Raw genomic sequence first — 19,501 nt, 5'->3', positions numbered from 1 at the left:
GAAAGGAATTGGACAGGGGGCGCTGGCCAGGATCTTTTCGACGCAAGGGGTGCTAGAGCGACATGACGACAACCGACATACCCACAGCCGTCCCGTACCGGGAGGTGACGGACGCCAACGGCCGGATGTACCGAGTCGGCGAGACCGACATCGACATCATGGGCCGCAGGCGCAAGTGGATGGTCATCCTGCCGTGGATCGGCATGATGGGAATCAGTTCGGCCGAGTACGCGTTCGCGTCGGCCGAGGACACCCTGCACACCGCGCACTCCTGGGGCGACACCCACATCTTCTGGATGCTGGGGGTCTGGGTCTTCTTCCAGGCCGCGGTGGCCTTCCCGGCGGGCAAACTGCGTGAGAGCGGCAGGCTTCCGGCGCGCTGGGCGATGATGTGCGGCGCCGTCGGGACGCTGCTGGGTTATGTGTCACTGGCGTTCGCACCCCATGTCGTCGTCGCCTACGTCGGCTTCGGCATGTTCAGCGGAATGGGCGCCGGCATGGTGTACGCGACCTGCGTGAACATGGTCGGCAAGTGGTATCCCGAACGAAAGGGAGGCAAGACCGGATTCGTCAACGGCGGATTCGCCTACGGGTCGGTTCCGTTCGTGTTCATCTTCACCGGCTTCATGGACCTGACGAACTTCCGCTGGGTGCTCGTGAGCGTCGGCCTCTTCCTGGCGGCGATGGTCGCCGTGGCCGGTTACTTCTTCCAGGACCCGCCGAAGAACTGGTGGCCGGCCGACGTGGACCCGCTGCGGCCGCCGGACGACCCACGGGCCAGGCGCGCGCTCGCGATGAACCCGCCCGCCGTGCGGCAGTACACGCCCAAGGAGGCGTGGCAGACCGGACGGGTCGCGCTGATGTGGTTCTGCCTGCTGTGCACATCGGGCGTGAACATCTTCGGCATCGCCTTCCAGGTGGACATCGGAAAGGAAGCCGGATTCGCCGGCGGAATCGTCGCCACGGCCATGTCCTTGAAGGCGATCGTCAACGGCACCGGCCGGGGCGTCATCGGCTGGCTGTCGGACCTCTACGGACGCAAACGCTGCCTGATATTCGTCTGCATCGTCCTGGGGCTCTCCCAGTACGGCATCCTGTGGGCCGCCGACATCAAGAACCTCCCGCTGTTCCTGATCTTCTCCAGTATTTCCGGCTTCGGAGGCGGCGCCATCTTCCCGATGTTCGCGGCGATGACGGCGGACTACTTCGGCGAGAACAACAACGCCTCCAACTACGGCCTGGTCTACAGCTCCAAGCTGGTGTCCGGGCTCCTCGGCTCCGGAATGGGGGCCGTCGTGGTGGCCAACTGGGGCCACACCGGGGCCTTCACCCTTGCCGGCTCCATTTCCCTGTTCGCGGGCTTCATCGCACTCTTCCTTTCCCAGCCGGGAAGGCCCAAGGACAAAGGCATCAAACCCAATCCGCAACCCCTCGGTGAGGAGATGGCCTGACATGACGGCGGAGCCCATCGCCGGAAGAGACAAGGCGCCGGAGAGCGGCACCCCCTATCGCGAGATCACCGACGAGCACGGCCGCGTCTATCGCGTGGGCGAGACGGACCGGGACATACTCGGCCACTCCCGCAAGATCATGGTGTACCTGCCGTGGATCGCGATGATGGCCATCAGCGTCTTCGAGTACGCCTTCGGCTCGGCGGAGGACACCCTGTCCCACGCCCACGGCTGGACGCAGTCCAACACCTTCTGGATTCTGAGTGTCTGGGTCTTCTTCCAGGCCGGCATAGCGTTCCCGGCCGGATGGATGCGCGAGAAGGGCGTCCTGACGGCACGGAACGCCATGTACATCGGGTCGTTCATGTGCCTGACCGGATTCCTCGCCCTGTCACACCTGCACAACGTATGGCTCGCGATCATCGGCTTCGGCGTCATCGGCGGCGTGGGCTCCGGCCTCGTCTACGCGACCTGCATCAACATGGTCGCCAAGTGGTTCCCCGAACGGCGCGGCGCGAAGACGGGGTTCGTCAACGGCGGATTCGCCTACGGCTCGCTGCCGTTCATCTTCATCTTCAACTACGCGTTCGACACGGCCAATTACCACCGCGTCCTCGACCTGATCGGCGCGTACATCCTCGTCGTCGTCCTGGCCTGCGCCTTCTTCTTCAAGGACCCACCGAAGAACTGGTGGCCCTCCGACGTGGACCCGATGGAGAAGTCGGGCGCCTCGAAGGACGCGGCGAGTCTGGCCAAGAACCCGCCCGCCGTGCGTCAGTTCACCCCGAAGGAGGCCATCAGAACGGGGATGCTGCCCCTGATGTGGTTCACGCTCGTCATGACCGCGGGGGTGTCCATCTTCGGGATCTCCTTCCAGGTGGCCTTCGCCAAGGAGGTGGGCTTCGGACCGCTCGTCGCGGCGACGTCGATGGGGCTCATGGCCGTCATCAACGGCATCGGACGCGGAGTGGTCGGCTGGCTCTCCGACCTCTGGGGCCGCAAGGCGACCCTGGTGTTCGTGATCCTGGTCCTCGGGCTCTCCCAGTTCGGTGTGATCTGGGCGGGCGACATCCACAGCGAGTGGCTGTTCCTGATCTTCGCGTTCCTCTCGGGATTCGGCGGCGGCGCGTTCTACCCGATGTTCGCGGCGCTGACCCCGGACTACTTCGGGGAGAACTACAACGCCACCAACTACGGGCTCGTCTACAGCGGCAAGCTGATCAGCGGCCTGTTCGGCGGCGGACTCGGCTCGATGGTGGTGGCCGCGTGGGGCTACAACGGCGCCTACGCCCTCGCGGGCGGCATCTCCATGCTGGCCGCGGCCGTCGCGCTGCTGCTCCGGCAGCCGGGGCGGGAGCGGGCACCGGCGCCCGCCTGATCCCCGATCCCCGTGACGTCACACAGCTCTCGCCGCGCGGTTTCCGCGCGGCGAGAGCTGTGTGTGCGGGCGGTTCAGCGCCTCCTGTCAGCGCTTCTTGCGCAGGGCGGCCAGGTTGTCGTAGCCGATCTTCGCGAGCTTCAGGGACTGGCCGAGGTCGGTGCCGCTGGGCGCGTTGTCCTGCTCGACCATGGGGTTGTGGTAGTTCTTCTCGCCGACGCGGCTGAAGAAGGTGCGGTAGTCGATGACGCCCTCGCCGAAGGCCACCATGTCGTAGCCCTCACCGCTGGTGTCGTTGCGCGTGCCGTCCTTGGCGTGGAAGAGCGGGTAGCGCTTGTTGTTGCGGCTGACGAGCGCTGCCGGGTCGAAGACCTTCTTGCGCTGGGAGCCGTCGTGCGCGGTGTACGTGTGGAACTTGTACTGCGCGACGTGCGCCCAGTAGATGTCCATCTCCAGCCAGACCGACCTCGGGTCGGTGGCCTTGAGGAAGTACTCCAGCCTGCGGACGCCGGAACTGCGGGTCGGGCGGCCCTGCGCGTCGAGCGGGCCGCCGTCGAGCAGGAAGCCGTACGCCGCGTCGTGGTTGTGGGTGTAGAGCTTGATGCCGGCCTTGCGCGCGATGGCGCCCATGGCGTTCCACTTGTCGGCGGCGACGTCCCAGTCGGCCTTGTACGAGCTGTTGGTGGGGTCACCGCCGGTGCCCATGTGGTCCATGCCGAGGATGTTGGCGATCTCCAGGTGCTTCTTGAACGTGTCGAGGTCGGTCTGCGAGAGCGGCCACGATCCCGGTATGAAGCCGTGGTTGCCCTGGGCGCGCAGGCCGTACTCGTCGAGCCAGGAGCGCAGCAGCTTGGCTCCCGCGACGGACTCGAGGCTTGCGCCGCCGGGGGCGTTGGCGTGCTGGCCGTAGCCCGCGAACTCGACCTGCTTGTAGCCGTAGCGGGCCAGCTCCTTGAACACCTCGCGGAAGCCGGAGGGCAGGGTGCTCGCGAGCGGGTCGCGGCCGGTGGCGTCGCGGACGGTGTAAAGGATGATGCCGCGCTTCTTCGCGGGCACGAGCTCGCGGCCGTGGCCGCCGTGACCGTGACCGTGGTCGTGGCCGTGGCCCGGCGACTGGGCGAAGGACGGGGCCGCGCCGAACACGGGCGCGGCGATCGCTCCCGCGGCGACGGCGGTGCAGGTGCTGAGGAAACGGCGGCGTTCGATGCCGAGGCGCTGTCTGAGGGCCTCGTCGGCGGCGGGAGTCTCGTGGATGTCGGTCACGGGTGCCTCTCTTGGGCTCTGGGACGTGCGGGCGGAGGCCACTGGCGCGTTGTCAGTGACGCATGTTTCACTCTTAGTAACTGCTCCTGGTCGGAGGGGTGCTGGGGCGAGGTGCGCCTCAGCCCAGGCCGGCCAGGTCCAGCAGAAGGGATTTCACGGCGGTGGCCGCGATCCGGTCGGGAAGCGCATGGGGGGTGGAGCTGATGATGAGCGGACCGTCGTCGTCGCTCAGGGGAAGGCGGCCGTGGCTGCCGCGAATAGGTGACGGGTCCAGGGGCACGACCGCCATGCGGTAGCGCATGCCGAGCTTCTTGCGGGCCAGCGCCTTCGCCGCCTTGACCTTCACGTACGGGTCGAGCGGGTCCATGAAGAGCTCGACGGGGTCGTAGCCGGGTTTGCGGTGGATCTCGACGAGCTGCGCGAAGTCGGGCGCGCGGGCGTCGTCGAGCCAGTAGTAGTACGTGAACCAGGCGTCCGGCTCCGCGACGGCGACGAGTTCGCCCGAGCGCGGGTGGTCGAGGCCGTTTGCCTTCTTGCCCTCGTCGTCCAGGAGTTGCTCGATGCCGGGCAGGTCGGCCAGGGCCTGGCGGGTGACCTCCAGGTCCTCGGGCCTGCGCACGTAGACGTGGGCGATCTGGTGGTCCGCGACGGCGAAGGCGCGGGACGTCATGGGGTCGAGGTACTCCATGCCGTCCTGGGTGTGCACTTCGAGCAGGCCCGCGCGGCGCAGGGCACGGTTGATGTCGACGGGGCGGTCCACGCGGGTGATGCCGTACTCGGACAGGGCGACGACGGTGCGGCCTTCGGCCTTCGCCTCGTCGAGGAGGGGGGCGATGGTCGCGTCGAGTTCGGCGGCGGCCCGGTGGGAGCGCGGGTCGTCGGGGCCGAAGCGCTGTAGGTCGTAGTCGAGATGGGGGAGGTAGCACAGGGCCAGGTCGGGGTGGCGGGTGCTGATGATGTGGCGCGTGGCGTCGGCGATCCAGCGGCTGGAGACGATGTCCGCGCCCGGGCCCCAGAAGTGGAAGAGGGGGAACGTGCCGAGTTTCTCGGTGAGTTCGTCGTGCAGGTCCGGGGGCCGGGTGTAGCAGTCGGGTTCCTTGCGGCCGTCGGCGTAGTACACGGGGCGGGGGGTGATGGTGATGTCGGTGTCGGCGCCCATGGCGTACCACCAGCAGATGTTGGCGACGGTGTAGCCGGGGTGCGCGCGACGGGCCGCGTCCCACAGTTTGTCGCCCGCGACGAGGCCGTTGTGCTGGCGCCACAGGAGTACGTCGCCGAGCTCGCGGAAGTACCAGCCGTTGCCGACGATGCCGTGCTCGGCGGGGGTGGTGCCGGTGAGGAAGGTGGACTGGGCGGCGCAGGTGACGGCGGGCAGGACGGTGCCCAGCGGGGCCTGGGAGCCGGACCGGCCCAGGGACTTGAGGCGGGGCATGTGGTCCAGGAGACGGGGGGTGAGACCGACGACGTCCAGGACGAGGAGGGGTGTGGGGCTCATGGGAGTTCCTTGAGGCCGAGGTCCGTCAGGAGATCGCGGGCGAGGGTGAGCTCGGCGGCGATGCCGTCGGCGAGCTGGGGGCGGGAGCGGGGGCGCAGTTCGGGCGGCAGCGCCTGCCAGGTGTAGGTCTCGACCTCGAGGTGGCGGGTGCGGGGCTCGGGGCCGCCGACCAGGTGGGCGAGGGTGTCCTTGAGCACGGGGAGCGTGGAGGTGAGGGGCGGCGCGGGAGCCGCGTGCAGGGGTACGTGGAAGTGGGCGCGCCAGGGCCCCGTCTCGGGCAGGACGTCGCCGGCGAGGGATTCGCCGAGGTCGTCGGTGCCGTGCAGTCCGGCGGCGGTGCAGGTGCGGGTCTGGTGCAGGAAGCGGGGTTCGTCGAAGGCGGCGAGGGCCTCGCGGACTCCGGGGAGATGGGGGTGTTCGGCGTGCAGGGCGGCGGAGAGCTGGGACTTGACGACGGGGATGCCCGCGGCGGCGAGCGCGTCGAGCGCGGCCTGCGGGTCCTCGAAGGAGGTGGCGAGGTGACAGGTGTCGACGCAGACGCCGATGCGGTCGTGGCCGATGGCGGTGAGCGGGGCGATGGCGTCGCCCGTGGTCTCCACGGTGCAGCCCGGCTCCGGTTCGAGGCCGATGCGGATCGACTTGCCGGTCAGCTCCGCGAGGGCGTCGAGGCGCTGGGCGAGCGCGGTGAGGGCTGCGCGGGCGGCCTCGGCCCGGGTGATGTCGAAGGGGGTGCGCCAGGCGAGGGGAAGGGTGGAGATGGTGCCTTCGGTGACGTCGTCCGGGAGGAGCGCGGCAAGGAGGCGGGCCAGATCGGTCGTGTGGGAGAGGCGCTCGGGGTCGGTCCAGTCCGGCTTGTAGACGCGGTACTTGACCTCCTCGGCGCCGAAACCCTCGTACGGGAAGCCGTTGAGGGTGACGACCTCAAGACCGCGCCGGTCGAGTTCGGTGCGCAGGCCGCGCAGCGCGGCCGGGTCGGTGACCAGGGCGTGCGCGGCGTCCTTGGCGAGCCACAGGCCGATGCCCAGGCGGTCCCTGCCGAGCCGTTTGCGTACGGGTTCGCAGTGGTCCCGCAGTTGCGCGAGGACGCCGTCGAGCGTCTCGGCGGGGTGGACGTTGGTGCAGTACGAGAGGTGGACGACGCTGCCGTCGGGGTGCCGGAAGCGCATGGCTCACGCCCCGCCGCGGAGGATGGAATTGCCCTCGTGGGTGGCTTCGGTGTCCGTGACATCGAGCGCGAGTCGGCCACTGAGTCCGTAGAAGGCGACCGGGTTGCGCCACAGCACCAGGTCGACGTCGTCCTCGGTGAACCCGGAGGCGAGCATGGCGTCGGCGACCTTGCGGGTCTTGAGCGGGTCGCTCTTGCCCCAGTCGGCCGCCGAGTTGACCAGGACCCGCTCGGGCCCGTGGTCGCGCAGGATGGCGACCATCCGGTCCTCGTCCATCTTGGTGTCGGGATAGACGGAGAAGCCGAGCCAGCAGCCGCTGTCCTTGGCCTCCTTGACCGTGGTCTCGTTGAGATGGTCGATCAGGACCCGGTCCAGGGGCAGTGCGGATTCCCGGACGACGTCGATGGTGCGGCGCAGTCCGGCGAGCTTGTCGCGGTGCGGGGTGTGGACGAGCGCGGGCAGCTCGTGGTCGGCGGCGAGCTGGAGCTGGGCGGTGAGCGCGGCGTCCTCGGCCGGGGTCATGGAGTCGTAGCCGATCTCACCGACGGCGACGACGTTGTCCTTCATGAGATACCGCGGCAGCTCGTCCAGGACCGGGGTGCAGCGGGGGTCGTTCGCCTCCTTGGGGTTCAGGGCGATGGTGCAGTGGTGGGCGATGCCGTACTGGGCCGCGCGGAAGGGCTCCCAGCCCAGGAGGGAGTCGAAGTAGTCGAAGAACGAGGCGGGTGAGGTGCGGGGCTGGCCCAGCCAGAACGCGGGCTCGACGACGGCACGGACGCCTGCGGCGTACATGGCCTCGTAGTCGTCGGTGGTGCGGGACGTCATGTGGATGTGGGGGTCGAAGATGCGCATCAGGACTCCTGCTCCTCGCCGGTGGAAGGGGTCGCGGGGGCCGGGGGCGTTGCCGCGGCCGAGGGGGCCGTAGGGGCGGCCAGGGCCAGGACGCGGTGCAGATCGCCGGGGACGGTGCGACCGGCGGCGGTGCGTTCGCCGGCGTAGTCGCCGAGCATGCGGGCCAGCTCGGCGTCGGCGCGGGCGCGGCGGTCGAGGTCGGCGACGGCCTCCACGGGCACGCCCGTGAACAGGCACTTGAGCACCGCGTGGCGCCAGTCGTGCGGGGCGAGGTGCCGGGCGGCGTACGGACCGACGGCGGCGGCGACGAGCCGGGTGTCGTTGGTACGCAGGGCGTCCTCGACCAGGGGCAGCGCCTGCGGGCCCTGGACCAGGTGGGGCAGGGCGTGCAGGACGGCGCGGCGCTCGGCCGCGGTGCCTTGTTCGTAGACGCGGGTGAGGGTGGCCGGGTCCGCGTCGGCCGCGTGCAGGAGCAGCACGCGGGCGGCGTCGGCGTGGTCCTGGCCGCAGCGGCGTCCGGCTTCGGCGAAGCGCAGCTCCCAGACGGGGGCCGGACGCTGCTCCGGTCGCCCGGGGTGGGCGACGGCCTCCGCGGTGGCCTGGTCCAGCCAGGCGCGGGCGGCCCCGTCGAGGGAGGCTTCGAGACGGGTGCGGAGGTCGTCGATGACGGGGGTGTCGGTCACGGGGTTCCTCCTCTGGCTGCGATGGGGGCGGCCGGGGCGGCGCGGACCGCTTCCGTGGCCGCCTTGTGCAGGAACTCGATGGAGTGGGCGGCCAGTTGGGGGCCCGCGTGGGAGTGGCGGGGCAGTTCGACGACGGTGAGGCCCTGGTAGCCGGTGGAGGCCAGGGCTTGGAGGACGGGCGGGAAGTCGATCTCTCCGTCCCCGAACGGGAGGTGTTCATGGACGCCGCGGCGCATGTCCTCGATCTGGACGTGCCGCAGCCAGGGGGCGGCGGCGCGTACGCAGTCGGCGGGAGACTGCGGTTCGAGGCACTGGCAGTGGCCGATGTCGAGGGTGAGGCCCAGGAGTTGGGGATCGCCCAGGGCGTGACGGAGCCGGTGGAAGTCGGCGAGCGTGGAGAGGAGGTGGCCGGGTTCGGGTTCGATGGCCAGCGGTACGCCGGCGCCGGACGCGGCGTCCAGTACGGGGCCGATGGCCTCGGCGAGGCGCTGCCAGGCGGTGTCCTCGGGGGTGCCTTCGGGGGTGATGCCGCTGAAGCAGTGCACGGCGTGGGCGCCCAGGTCGGCGGCGACCTGGACGGCGCGGACCAGCAGGCGGACTCGGGCGGCGCGCGCGTCCGGGTCGGGGTCAAGGAGCGAGGGGCCGTGCTTGCGGCGCGGGTCGAGCACGTAGCGGGCGCCGGTCTCGATCGTCGCCGTCAGACCGAGCCGCTCCAGCCCACGGGCCACGCGGCGGGTGCGGGCGGCGAGGTCGGGGGCGAGCGGGTCGAGGTGCATGTGGTCGAGGGTGAGTCCGACGCCCGCGTAGCCGAGGTCGGCGAGGAGGCCGAGGGCGTCGTCGAGGCGGAGGTCGGTCAGCCCGTTGGTGCCGTATCCGAAGCGGAAGGGGTGCGGGGGGTCGGCGCCGGGTGCCGTCCCGGGCCGTGCCGTCGACAGCGGCCTGCCCGCCCGGGGGGCTTGGGGTGCTTGGTCCGCTTGGGGTGCTTGGTCCGCTTGGGGCGCTTGGGGCGCTTGGAGTACTTGGGGTCCTTGGTGCGCTTGGGGCCCGCTGCTTCCGTGGGTCGCGGGGGCGCCTCCTGCTGCGGGGGGCCGCGGGGCGGCCTGCGGCGCGCTGACCGGGCCGCCGTTCGGGGTGTCTCCCCCGTTCGCCGTCTTCGTCACGTGACGCTCACCTTCCTGCCGAACTTGCGGGCTGCCGGGGCCAGGGCGGCGGTCAGCAGGGCGGAGCCCAGAGCGCCCTTGCGGGCGGAGAGTGCGGCCTGGAGCGGGATCATGGCTCGGATGCCGCCGCCGACCGCCCGCTGGGTGAGCTGAGGGGAGGGGTTGAGCGCGGCGTGGAAGAGGGGGCGTGCGGCGGTGGCCGCGTAGGTGGCGGCGAGCGCGGCCTGGACGACCCCGCGGGCGCCGGTCCGCACTCGGCCCGCCCTCCGGCCTACCGGGCGGCCCACCCGACGGCCCACCGTCAGCTCCCCCGAAGTGAAGCCCGGCAGGCCGCGGGTGGCTGCGGTCACGCGGCCTGCCGGGAGTCGAGGGGTTCCGGCTTCAGTGCTCGGTGCGGCGCCTGCGCCTGCGCCTGTGCCTGCGCCTGTGCCACCGGCACCGCTTCGGGCGAGCAGTTGCGCAAGCCCTGCTGTAGCCGCGAGGGCGCACAGCGGGGCCACCGTGGAACCCCCTTGTGCCTCGCGGCGCGAGACCGCGGTCACCGCGAGGGTGTGGGCGCCCAGGACCAGAGCCGTGGGCGCCGCCGCGCGAAGGCCGGAGCCGGGGCCGGTCCCGGAAGTGGTCGCGAGCCTCACCGAGGGCTTCGCGGACGACGTCGCCGCCGCCCCCAGGAGCAGGTCCAGGGAGCGGGCCGCGGCCATGGCCGCCGGGCCCGCCGGGGTGTGCTTCAACCCCAGGTCGTACGCCCATACCGTGGCCGCCAAGCCGCTCGCGACCGTCAGCGCGGGGCGACCCGCTGCCGCGGCCAGAGCCAGGCCCCCTGCCGTCAGGACCGCCGCCGCGCCCAGCGCGGCCGACGGGGCGATGCGACCCGACGGCAACGGACGGTGAGGCCGCTCGATCGCGTCCTCCTCCCGGTCCGCCCAGTCGTTGAGGGCCATGCCCGCTTCGTAGAGGGAGAGAGAAGCCGCGATGGCGAGGAGGGTGCGGCGGTTGGGCCGCATCCCCGTCGCCGCGGCGCCGGCGAGGGCGTCGCCGGGCACGGTGAACAGGGCGGAGACACGCAGCAGTTCGGCCCAGTCACGACCGGCGCCCAGGGCACCGAGGGCACCCGGAGCACCCGGGCGAAACCCACCGCGCGGCGCCTCGCCCGTGCCGCCACTGCGAACAGCCGCACGCCCATCACCAGCCGCACGCCCATCTCCAGCACCCGGAGCAGTACCGCCGACAAGACGCAGCCCCCGGGAAGCCTCACTCACGCCGTCCCCCCGGCCGCCCCGCGATCCCTCACCCTCACCAGCCCCGGACCCGGCGCCCTCCGGCACCCCGTCCGACACGCCGTCCGCCCCCCTCATACCGAAGCCCCCCGCAGCCGCGACGCGAACCCCACAAGCGCCGCGTACTGCTCCGCCAGCGCCGACGAGGAGCCGTCGTCCGGGTCCTTGAAGTAGAAGCCAAGATCCCCCAAAGGCCCTGACAGGCCCCGCTCGTGGGCGCGGGCCAGCAGGCGGGCCAGGTCCAGGATCAGAGGTGCCGCCAGGGCCGAGTCGCAGCCCTGCCAGGTCGTCTGCAGGACCATCCGCGCGCCGAGGAAGCCGTCGAACGCGATGTGGTCCCAGGCCGTCTTCCAGTCGCCCAGCGACGGGACGTCGTCGATGTGGACCTCGCCCTCCGGGGCGGAGCCCAGCGTGTCCGCAAGCACCCGTTCCTTGCCCGCGTTCTTCGCCGCCGCCGCGGCCGGGTCGGCGAGGGACGCTCCGTCTCCGCCGCCCAGGAGGTTCGTGCCGGACCAGGCCCGCACGGCGAGCGCACGCTGGGCGAACATCGGCCCGAGGACCGAGCGCAGGAGCGTCTGGCCGGTCTTGCCGTCGCGCCCCGCGTAGGGGAGCCCCGACGCGGTGGCCACCGAGGCGAGTGCCGGGTGGTGCAGGCCCGCCGACGGGGTGAAGTTCACGTACGGGCAGCCCGCCCGCAGCGCCGCCGCCGCGTAGAGGGAGCTGGCGGGCAGCCGCCCCTCGCCCTCCTCCGGCAGGGGTTCCGTCGACGCCACGTTCACCACCACCGCACGGGCGAGCCCCCGGCGGCGTACGAAATCGCGCAGGTCGGCGGCGAAGGACTCGATCAGTTCCTCGTCCGTCCTGGTGTCGAAGCCGCCGCGGCGCGGTCCGCCCATGCGTATCTCCGCGTCGGCAGCGGCCAGTTCCGCGCCCACCGCCGAGGGGACGCCGTGCGGCAGTACGCCCCCGGCCGCCAGCTGCTCCGCCCGCTTGGGCAGCGGGCACTCCACCGTGTCGTGGCCGCCGAAGACGAGCGACGACAACGTTGGCAGACCGCAGTCCGTGAACGGCGGGGTCTCCGTGACCATGCCGGTCGGCGGGTGCAGCCCCGCCGCCACGGCCGCGCACCCCGCGACAGCCGTCGTGGCGACCGAACCGCGTGCCCCGATCAGCCACACCCCGGTGGAACCACCGGCAGACGGGCCACCGGCAGACGGACCACCAACAGAAGGAGAGGTGGAAGAGGGGGAAGGTGAATTGGACACGGCTGCCTCCTGTCGTACGCGCGCGAACGCGCAGGGAAGAAAGACGGCGGGCGGAGGTCCGGCGTCCTCCGCCCGCCGTCGTCTAGCGGCCCCCGCCGGTGGCGGTGCGGGCCGGCAGGTCCTTCACCCGGATGTCGCGGAAGGAGACCTGGTCGTCGGCGCCGTGGTTCTGGATGCCGATGTGACCGTCCTTGAGGCTCCTCGCCGGATCCGTGTTGGTGAAGTCGTTGATCTTCACTCCGTTGAGATAGATCCGAAGGCGTTCGCCCTCGACCCGGAGTTCGTAGGTGTTCCACTCCCCCGCCGGATTCAGCGCCTTGTCGCGCTTCTTCAGGTCGGCGGACTTGAAGCCGTAGACGGAGCCCGTGGTCTTCTCCGGGACGTCGGTGGCGTCGATCTGGATCTCATAGCCGTTGTTCACGGCCGACCAGGGGTCGTCGGAGGGCGGGAAGCCCACGAAGATCCCGGAGTTGTCGTCGCCGTCCATGCGCCAGTCCAGCTTGAGGGAGTAGGAGCCGAGCTCCTTCGCCCCGTCGTACCAGAGCATGCCCATGCCGCCGACGGTCGTCAGGGTCCCGTCGCCCTCGTTCAGCTCGAACGAGCCGGGGCCCGCCTGCTTCCAGGCATCGAGGGACTTCGCCGTGCCGTCGAAGATCGGCGTGTAGCCCTTCTCCGGACGGCAGTCGGCCTGCGCCGCGCCCGCCGCCCAGCGGATTCCGCCGAGCAGATGGGTGCGGTAGGCGGGATCGGCGAAGGACTCCTTGGTGTGACCGCTGCCCGTGTAGAAGGAGCGGCCGCCCTGGTAGTCCTGGCACCAGGCGATGGGATGGTCCCCGGACATCGAGCCGCCCGAGTAGGACGACTCGTCGAGCGAGGCGAGGACGTGGGCGCGGTCCCGGGGATTGGAGCGGTAGTTGTACCACTCGTCGGTCCGGTCCCAGACCCCCGGCAGATGCGCCGTGGACGGGTGCCCGTGGTCCTCGACCTGGACCTTCGCGGGCTGGATCGCGGGGTGCGACTGGAAATACGCGCCCGCGAGCCCGCCGTAGAAGGGCCAGTCGTACTCGGTGTCGGCGGCGGCGTGCACGCCCACGTACCCGCCGCCCTGCTTGATGTAGCCCTCGAACGCCGCCTGCTGCCTGGCGTCGAGGACGTCACCGGTCGTGGAGAGCCAGATCACGGCGTCGTACCGCGCGAGGTTCTTGGCGGTGAAGGCCTTGGCGTCCTCGGTCGCGTCGACGGTGAAGCCGTTCGCGGCGCCGAGCTCCTTGACGGCCGCGATGCCGTCGGGGATCGAGTCGTGGCGGAAGCCCGCGGTCTTGGAGAAGACCAGGACCTTCTCGCCCGCTTTCGGACCCGAGGGCTCGGGCTTGGAGGCCGCGGGGCCCGACACACAGCCGATGAGTACGGCGGCCGCGGCGCTCGCGGTGGCGATCCGTGCGGATGCGCGCATGGTGACCCCTTCCTCAGCGGGTGGTGAAGGTGAAGTCGTCGACGTCGTACAGGGCTCCGGTGCCCGTGCCCTTGAAGACCAGGAAGAGTGTCGTGGTCGCCCTGGGTGCCTTGCTGAGCGAGGCGGTCACGTCCGCGTACGTCTCCCAACCGCCGGTCGGGGTGACCTTGGCCTTGCCCAGGAGCCTGCCGGTGGCCGATCCGCTGCGGACCTCGAGGGTGCCGCCGGCGCCCGCCGACGCGACGCGCGCGGTCAGCTTGGTGGCGTTGCCGAGGATGTAGGGCTTGAAGGAGATCCAGTCGCCGTTGTTGATGTCGCCGACCGTCTTTCCGCCGTGCGCCGGGGTGTGGTTCACCACGGAGACGCCCTTGGAGTCGTTGAAGTGCTCGCCCTGGCGGTGCTTGGGCTGGACGACGTTCTGGTCGTGGGTGGTCAGCGCGGGCTGGCCGTTGGCGCCCTTGTCGGTGTACTCCGCGTCGAAGACCCCGAAGATGTTGGCGTTCGGGTCGTGCTCGCCGTCCGCCGACGTCTGGAGGGTGCCCTCGCAGCCGTTGGCCGACGTCACCGGGTGGCCGTGGCTGTCGTGGCCGAGGATGTGCGTGACCTTGACCTTGGTGCAGTCGATCGGGCCGTCTTCCCTGTCGGTCACCTTCACCTTGAAGGGGATCTTGTCGCCGAAGGTGAACAGCTGCCCGTCACCGGGGAGTTCCAGGGTCACCTTGGGGGCGGTGTTGCCGACGGTGACGTGCGCGCTGGCCGAACCGGTGCGCCCGGTGGAGTCCTTGACGGTCACGGTCGCGGTGTAGACGCCGTTCTTCTTGTACGTGTACGAGGGGTTCTGCTGGGTCGACTTGCCGCCGTCGCCGAAGTCCCAGGCGTAGGTCAGCGTGCCGCCGTCGGCGTCCGTGGCCTTCGCGGTGAACTTGGTCTTCAGCGGGGCCTGGCCGCTGGTCACGGATGCGCTCGCCTCGACGACCGGCGAGTGGCCGTCGGTGGCGTTCTCGATGCGGAAGAGTCCGGAGTTCTCGTCGCCGCCGAACCAGGCGGTGCCGTAGTCGAGGACGTACAGCGCGCCGTCGGGGCCGAACTCCATGTCCATGATCTGCGTGCCGGTCCAGGGGAACGGGTTGATCTTGGAGACCGTGCCGTCCGCGCCCTGCTCGATGCGCTTGATCCAGCGCCGTCCGAACTCTCCGGCGAAGAAGTCGCCGTCGTAGGCCTCCGGGAACTTCACCGGGGAGGTGTTGGCCGCGTCATAGCGGTAGACGGGGCCCGCCATCGGGGACTCGGAGCCGGAGCCGAACTCGGGGACGGAACCGCCGTCGTACGGAATCCACGCTTCCTGCGCGGCCGGCAGATCGGTCAGGCCGGTGTTGTGCACGGAGTCGTTCTTGGGGGCTGCGCAGTCGAAGGCGGCGCCCGAGGTCTGCGTGGCGAAGTCGTAGTCGATGTACGCGTCGTTCTTGCCGGTGCAGTACGGCCAGCCGAAGTTGCCCGGCTTGGTCACGCGGGCGAACTCGACCTGGCCCGCGGGGCCGCGCTTGGGGTCGGCCGCGCCCGCGTCGGGACCGTAGTCGCCGACGTACACCGTGCCGGTGGGCTTGTCGACGCTCATGCGGAAGGGGTTGCGGAAGCCCATCGCGTAGATCTCGGGACGGGTCTTGTCCGTGCCCGGGGCGAAGAGGTTGCCGTCCGGGACGGTGTACGTGCCGTCGTCGGCGACCTTGATGCGCAGGATCTTGCCGCGCAGGTCGTTGCTGTTGCCGGCGCTGCGGCGGGCGTCGAAGGCGGGGTTGCGGTCCGCGCGCTCGTCGATGGGCGTGAAGCCGTCCGAGGCGAAGGGGTTGGAGTCGTCGCCCGTCGAGAGGTAGAGGTTGCCGTCCTTGTCGAAGTCGATGTCGCCGCCGACGTGGCAGCAGATGCCGCGGCTCGCGGGGACGTCGAGGACCTTCTTCTCGCTGGCGTTGTCCAGGGTGCCGTCGGTCTTCAGGACGAAGCGGGAGAGGCGGTTGACGCCGTCGAACTTCTTGAAGTCCGCGGCCGTGCCGGTCTCCGGGGCGTCGCCTGCCGGGGTGTCCAGCGGGGGCGCGTAATAGAGGTAGATCGCGCGGTTCTCGCTGAACTTCGGGTCGAGGCCGATGCCTTGGAGGCCCTCTTCGTCGTGCGTGTAGACCGGTATCTTGCCCGCGATCTTGGTGTTGCCCGCGGCGTCCGTGAGGCGCAGCGTTCCGTCGCGGGAGGTGTGCAGGACCGAGCGGTCGGGCAGGACGGCGAGTGTCATGGGCTCGCCGGTCTCGGTCTCCCCCTTGGCGAGGGTGACCTGCTGGAAGTCCTCGGCCGCGGCGGCCTTGCCCTCGGCCGCCTTTGCCGCCTGCTCCTGGGCGGCGCGGACGGCCTCCGGGTCGGCGGCGTTGGCGGTGGGGGCGGTGAGGCTGAGGGTGGCGCCGGCCAGCAGGGTGCCGGTGAAGAGCGCGAGGGTCTTGCGGAGTCTCAGGCGTTTCCTGTGCACGGGGTTCCTCCGGAAGGGGGACGGTCGTACGCGGGTGTGGTGCGGTGAGGGCGCTGGGCGCCGGGGTGCGCCGTCACCCCGGAAGGTTCATGTCCTGTACACATCAGGGACGGTAGCCACGTTTGTCTTGGACGGAAAGCCCTTGCACAGCAATGAAGTTCAGCTTTTTCCTTGGGCAGGACAAAGTGACTCCGCAAGAGGAGAGCGCGTGCGGCTCAGTTCCCGCCGAACGCCGCGTCGAAGGACGCCGTCGGCGGCTCGAAGTCGAACGCCTTCAGGCGCCGCAGCGCCTCCGGCGCTCCTTGGAGGCGGTCCATCCCGGCGTCCTCCCACTCCACCGAGATCGGCCCCTCGTACGCGATCGAGCCCAGCATCCGGAACACGTCCTCCCAGGGGACGTCCCCGTGCCCGGCCGACACGAAGTCCCAGCCGCGGCGCGGGTCGCCCCACGGAAGGTGCGAGCCGAGCCGGCCGTTGCGGCCGTCCAGGCGGCGCCGGGCCTCCTTGCAGTCGACGTGGTAGATCCGGTCCCGGAAGTCGTAGAGGAAGCCGACCGGGTCCAGGTCCTGCCACACGAAGTGCGAGGGGTCGAAGTTGAGCCCGAAGGCCGTGCGGTGGTCGACCGCCTCCAGGGCGCGGTGCGTCGTCCAGTAGTCGTACGCGATCTCCGAGGGGTGCACCTCGTGCGCGAACCGCACGCCCTGTACGTCGAAGACGTCCAGGATCGGGTTCCACCGCTCGGCGAAGTCGTCGTAGCCGCGCTCGATCATCGACTCCGGCACCGGCGGGAACATCGCCACCAGATGCCAGATCGCCGAGCCCGTGAAGCCCACGACCGTGTCGACGCCGAAGGCCGCCGCCGCGCGTGCCGTGTCCTCGATCTCGCGGGCGGCTCGCTGCCGCACGCCCTCCGCGTCGCCGTCGCCCCAGATGCGGGCGGGCAGGATCGCCTGGTGCCGCTCGTCGATGATCGCGTCACAGACGGCCTGCCCCACCAGGTGGTTGGAGATGGCCCAGCACTTGAGGCCGTACTTGTCGAGGAGCTGGCGGCGGGAGTCGAGATAGGAGCTGTCGCTCAGCGCCTTGTCGACCTCGAAGTGATCGCCCCAGCAGGCGAGTTCGAGACCGTCGTAACCGAAGTCGCGGGCGAGGCGGCAGACCTCCTCCAGCGGCAGATCGGCCCACTGGCCGGTGAAGAGCGTGAAGTCGCGGGGCATGGACAGGCCTCCTCAGACCGTGACGGGGGTGGAAGGTACGAGGGTGTAGACCGAGTTCTTCGCCGCGCTCTCCTCCACCGCGGCGAGCACCCGCTGCACCGAAAGGCCCGCGGCGAACGACGGTTCGGGCTGCTCCCCGGTGGCGACGGCGTGCAGCAGGTCGCGGGCCTGGTGCACGAACGTGTGCTCGTAGCCGAGGCCGTGGCCCGGCGGCCACCAGGCCTCCAGGTAGGGGTGGCCTGGTTCGGTCACCAGGATGCGGCGGAAGCCCGACGACGTGGCGGGCTCCGTGTGGTCGTGGAAGGACAGCTCGTTCAGGCGCTCCAGGTCGAAGGCCAACGAGCCGTCGGAGCCGTTGAGTTCGAGCTTGAGTGCGTTCTTGCGGCCCGCCGCAAAACGGGTCGCCTCGAAGGAGGCCAGGGCGCCCGACGGGAAGCGCCCGGTGAAGACCGCCGCGTCGTCCACCGTGACCTGACCGGTCGCGGCGCCGCCCTCCGCCGTGAGCCCGCTCGACGCCCCGTCGAGCAGCGGCCGCTCCCGTACGAACGTCTCGGTCAGCGCCGAGACCCCCGACACCGGCTCCCCCACCAGATACTGCGCGAGGTCCACGATGTGCGCCCCCAGGTCGCCGAGCGCGCCCGAGCCGGCGCGGTCCTTGCGCAGCCGCCACGTCAGCGGGAAGGAGGGGTCGACCAGCCAGTCCTGGAGGTAGGTGAGCCGGACGTGCCGCAGCGTGCCGAGCCGTCCCTCCGCCACCATCTGCCGGGCGAGCGCTAGAGCGGGGACCCGGCGGTAGTTGAAGCCGACCATCGCCACCTGCCCCCGCGCCCGGGCCCGTTCGGCGGCCTCGGCCATCGCCTCGGCCTCCTCCACGGTGTTGGCGAGCGGCTTCTCGCACAGCACGTGCTTGCCGGCGTCGAGCGCGGCGATCGCGATCTCCGCGTGGCTGTCGCCGGGGGTGCAGATGTCGATCAGATCGACGTCGTCACGGGCCACGAGTGCGCGCCAGTCGGTCTCCGCGGCAGCCCATCCGAGCCGGTCCGCCGCGGCGCGGGCCGCGGCGCCGTCGCGTCCGCAGATCGCCGAGAGGACCGGCCGCAACGGCAGATCGAAGACGCGTCCGACGGTGCGCCAGCCCTGGGAGTGGGCGGCGCCCATGAAGGCGTATCCGACCATGCCCACCCCCAACGGCCGCTTACCGGTCTCAGCCTCGTGTTCCGTCTCACGCATGCGGTACTCCTCCTCGTAAGTGCTCGGTGGGGGGTGCGGACGCGCGCATCACTTGAAGCCGGTGGACATGTACTTGCTGATGTTCTCCTTGTCGACCACGGCCGAGTAGAGCGTGATGAAGGCCGGGATCTCGAACTCGGCCATGCCGCTGACGCCCTTGCTCTGGCCGAGCGCGCGGGCCAGGTCGATCGCCGAGGCCGCCATGGACGGCGGGTAGAGCACGGTGGCCTTGAGCACGCTGTCGTCGGACTCGATGGCCTGCATGGCGGAGAGCGCGCCCGCGCCGCCGACCATCAGGAAGTCGTCGCGACCCGCCTGCTTGATGGCGCGCAGGGCGCCCACGCCCTGGTCGTCGTCGTGGTTCCACAGGGCGTCGAAGTTCTTCTGGGCCTGAAGGAGCTGGGACATCTTCGACTGGCCCGACTCGACGGTGAACTCGGCGGCCTGCCGGGCCACCTTCTCGATGTTCGAGTAGTTCTTGAGGGCGTCGTCGAAGCCCTTCGTGCGCTGCTTGGTGAGTTCGAGGTTGTCGAGGCCCGCGAGCTCGACGACCTTGGCGTTCTTCTTGTCCTTGAGCTTCTCGCCGATGTAGTGACCGGCGCTCAGGCCCATGCCGTAGTTGTCGCCGCCGATCCAGCAGCGGTAGGCCTGCGGCGAGGCGAAGACGCGGTCGAGGTTGACGACGGGGATGCCCGCCCGCATGGCCTTGAGGCCGACCTGGGTGAGCGCCTTGCCGTCGGCCGGCAGGATCACCAGGACGTCGACCTTCTTGTTGATCAGCGTCTCGACCTGGCCGATCTGGGCGGCGGTGTCGTTCGAGCCCTCGGTGGACTCCAGCGTGACGTCCGAGTACTTCTTCGCCCGCTCCTTGGCGTTGTCGTTGATCGCGTTGAGCCAGCCGTGGTCGGCCTGCGGGCCCGCGAAGCCGATGGTGACCTTCTTGCCGGGCTTGTCGTCGGCGACCGGCTGGTCCTTGCTGTCCGAGCCCTCGTCCTTGGACTCGTTGCTGGTGCACCCCGTGATCAGGGCACCGGTGGACAGGGCGGCGGCGCCGAAGAGAAGTCCTCTGCGGCTCGCGAACGGTGATGTCTCTGGCATGGCG

The 19,501-nt window shown here is 70.6% G+C and carries 15 protein-coding genes; 2 read left to right on the top strand and 13 right to left on the bottom strand.

Translation table 11 applies throughout. The annotated features are described in order from the left end of the window. Positions 1-62: 62 nt before the first annotated feature. Entirely contained in the window at positions 63-1,451 is a 1,389-nt protein-coding gene (locus tag ACIGXX_RS07845) for an OFA family MFS transporter (RefSeq protein ID WP_361461728.1), read from the top strand. Between the two features lies 1 nt (position 1,452). Beyond that, on the top strand, positions 1,453-2,829 hold the full coding sequence (locus ACIGXX_RS07840) for an OFA family MFS transporter (RefSeq protein ID WP_399973675.1): 1,377 nt from the start codon (positions 1,453-1,455) through the stop codon (positions 2,827-2,829). A gap of 87 nt (positions 2,830-2,916) precedes the next feature. Here the strand turns inward: ACIGXX_RS07840 and ACIGXX_RS07835 are convergent, their stop codons facing one another. From ACIGXX_RS07835 to ACIGXX_RS07775, 13 genes are all read right to left on the bottom strand, one after another. Further along, positions 2,917-4,092 (bottom strand): sugar phosphate isomerase/epimerase family protein, encoded by a 1,176-nt coding sequence (locus ACIGXX_RS07835; protein WP_399973672.1) that lies wholly within the window; start codon positions 4,090-4,092, stop codon positions 2,917-2,919. A gap of 118 nt (positions 4,093-4,210) precedes the next feature. Beyond that, positions 4,211-5,587 (bottom strand): nucleotide pyrophosphatase/phosphodiesterase family protein, encoded by a 1,377-nt coding sequence (locus ACIGXX_RS07830; protein ID WP_399973669.1) that lies wholly within the window; start codon positions 5,585-5,587, stop codon positions 4,211-4,213. Continuing rightward, positions 5,584-6,753, bottom strand: coding sequence for a metabolite traffic protein EboE (gene eboE / locus ACIGXX_RS07825; RefSeq protein ID WP_399973666.1), 1,170 nt, complete (start codon positions 6,751-6,753; stop codon positions 5,584-5,586). Before eboE ends, ACIGXX_RS07830 begins: the two co-directional genes overlap by 4 nt. A 3-nt stretch (positions 6,754-6,756) precedes the next feature. Then, the gene (locus ACIGXX_RS07820; protein WP_351160784.1) at positions 6,757-7,605 is read right to left on the bottom strand and encodes a TatD family hydrolase; all 849 of its coding nucleotides are present in this window, start codon (positions 7,603-7,605) and stop codon (positions 6,757-6,759) included. Further along, the gene (locus ACIGXX_RS07815) at positions 7,605-8,288 is read right to left on the bottom strand and encodes an EboA domain-containing protein (protein WP_361461736.1); all 684 of its coding nucleotides are present in this window, start codon (positions 8,286-8,288) and stop codon (positions 7,605-7,607) included. Before ACIGXX_RS07815 ends, ACIGXX_RS07820 begins: the two co-directional genes overlap by 1 nt. Beyond that, the gene (locus tag ACIGXX_RS07810; protein WP_399974358.1) at positions 8,285-9,223 is read right to left on the bottom strand and encodes a sugar phosphate isomerase/epimerase family protein; all 939 of its coding nucleotides are present in this window, start codon (positions 9,221-9,223) and stop codon (positions 8,285-8,287) included. Before ACIGXX_RS07810 ends, ACIGXX_RS07815 begins: the two co-directional genes overlap by 4 nt. Before the next feature lie 221 nt (positions 9,224-9,444). Beyond that, the gene (locus tag ACIGXX_RS07805; protein WP_399973661.1) at positions 9,445-10,803 is read right to left on the bottom strand and encodes an SCO3242 family prenyltransferase; all 1,359 of its coding nucleotides are present in this window, start codon (positions 10,801-10,803) and stop codon (positions 9,445-9,447) included. Beyond that, entirely contained in the window at positions 10,800-11,903 is a 1,104-nt protein-coding gene (locus tag ACIGXX_RS07800; protein ID WP_351160779.1) for an inositol-3-phosphate synthase, read from the bottom strand. The genes ACIGXX_RS07805 and ACIGXX_RS07800 overlap by 4 nt, the downstream gene beginning before the upstream one ends. Positions 11,904-12,072: 169 nt before the next feature. Next, entirely contained in the window at positions 12,073-13,443 is a 1,371-nt protein-coding gene (locus tag ACIGXX_RS07795) for a ThuA domain-containing protein (RefSeq protein ID WP_361461742.1), read from the bottom strand. Positions 13,444-13,456: 13 nt separating this feature from the next. After that, positions 13,457-15,952 (bottom strand): PQQ-dependent sugar dehydrogenase, encoded by a 2,496-nt coding sequence (locus ACIGXX_RS07790; protein ID WP_399973656.1) that lies wholly within the window; start codon positions 15,950-15,952, stop codon positions 13,457-13,459. Between the two features lie 215 nt (positions 15,953-16,167). After that, positions 16,168-17,169 (bottom strand): sugar phosphate isomerase/epimerase family protein, encoded by a 1,002-nt coding sequence (locus ACIGXX_RS07785; protein ID WP_351160772.1) that lies wholly within the window; start codon positions 17,167-17,169, stop codon positions 16,168-16,170. A 12-nt stretch (positions 17,170-17,181) separates the two neighbouring features. Continuing rightward, the gene (locus tag ACIGXX_RS07780) at positions 17,182-18,399 is read right to left on the bottom strand and encodes a Gfo/Idh/MocA family oxidoreductase (protein ID WP_351160769.1); all 1,218 of its coding nucleotides are present in this window, start codon (positions 18,397-18,399) and stop codon (positions 17,182-17,184) included. Between the two features lie 48 nt (positions 18,400-18,447). Next, a complete protein-coding gene (locus ACIGXX_RS07775) occupies positions 18,448-19,497 on the bottom strand; it encodes a substrate-binding domain-containing protein (protein WP_351160768.1) in 1,050 nt (349 codons plus the stop codon). Positions 19,498-19,501: the final 4 nt, after the last annotated feature.

It is taken from the genome of Streptomyces sp. NPDC055243, assembly GCF_044544025.1.
GTDB lineage: Bacteria > Actinomycetota > Actinomycetes > Streptomycetales > Streptomycetaceae > Streptomyces.
The sequence above is the reverse complement of the archived record's forward strand: the minus strand, read 5'-3'. Positions and strand labels throughout refer to the sequence as shown.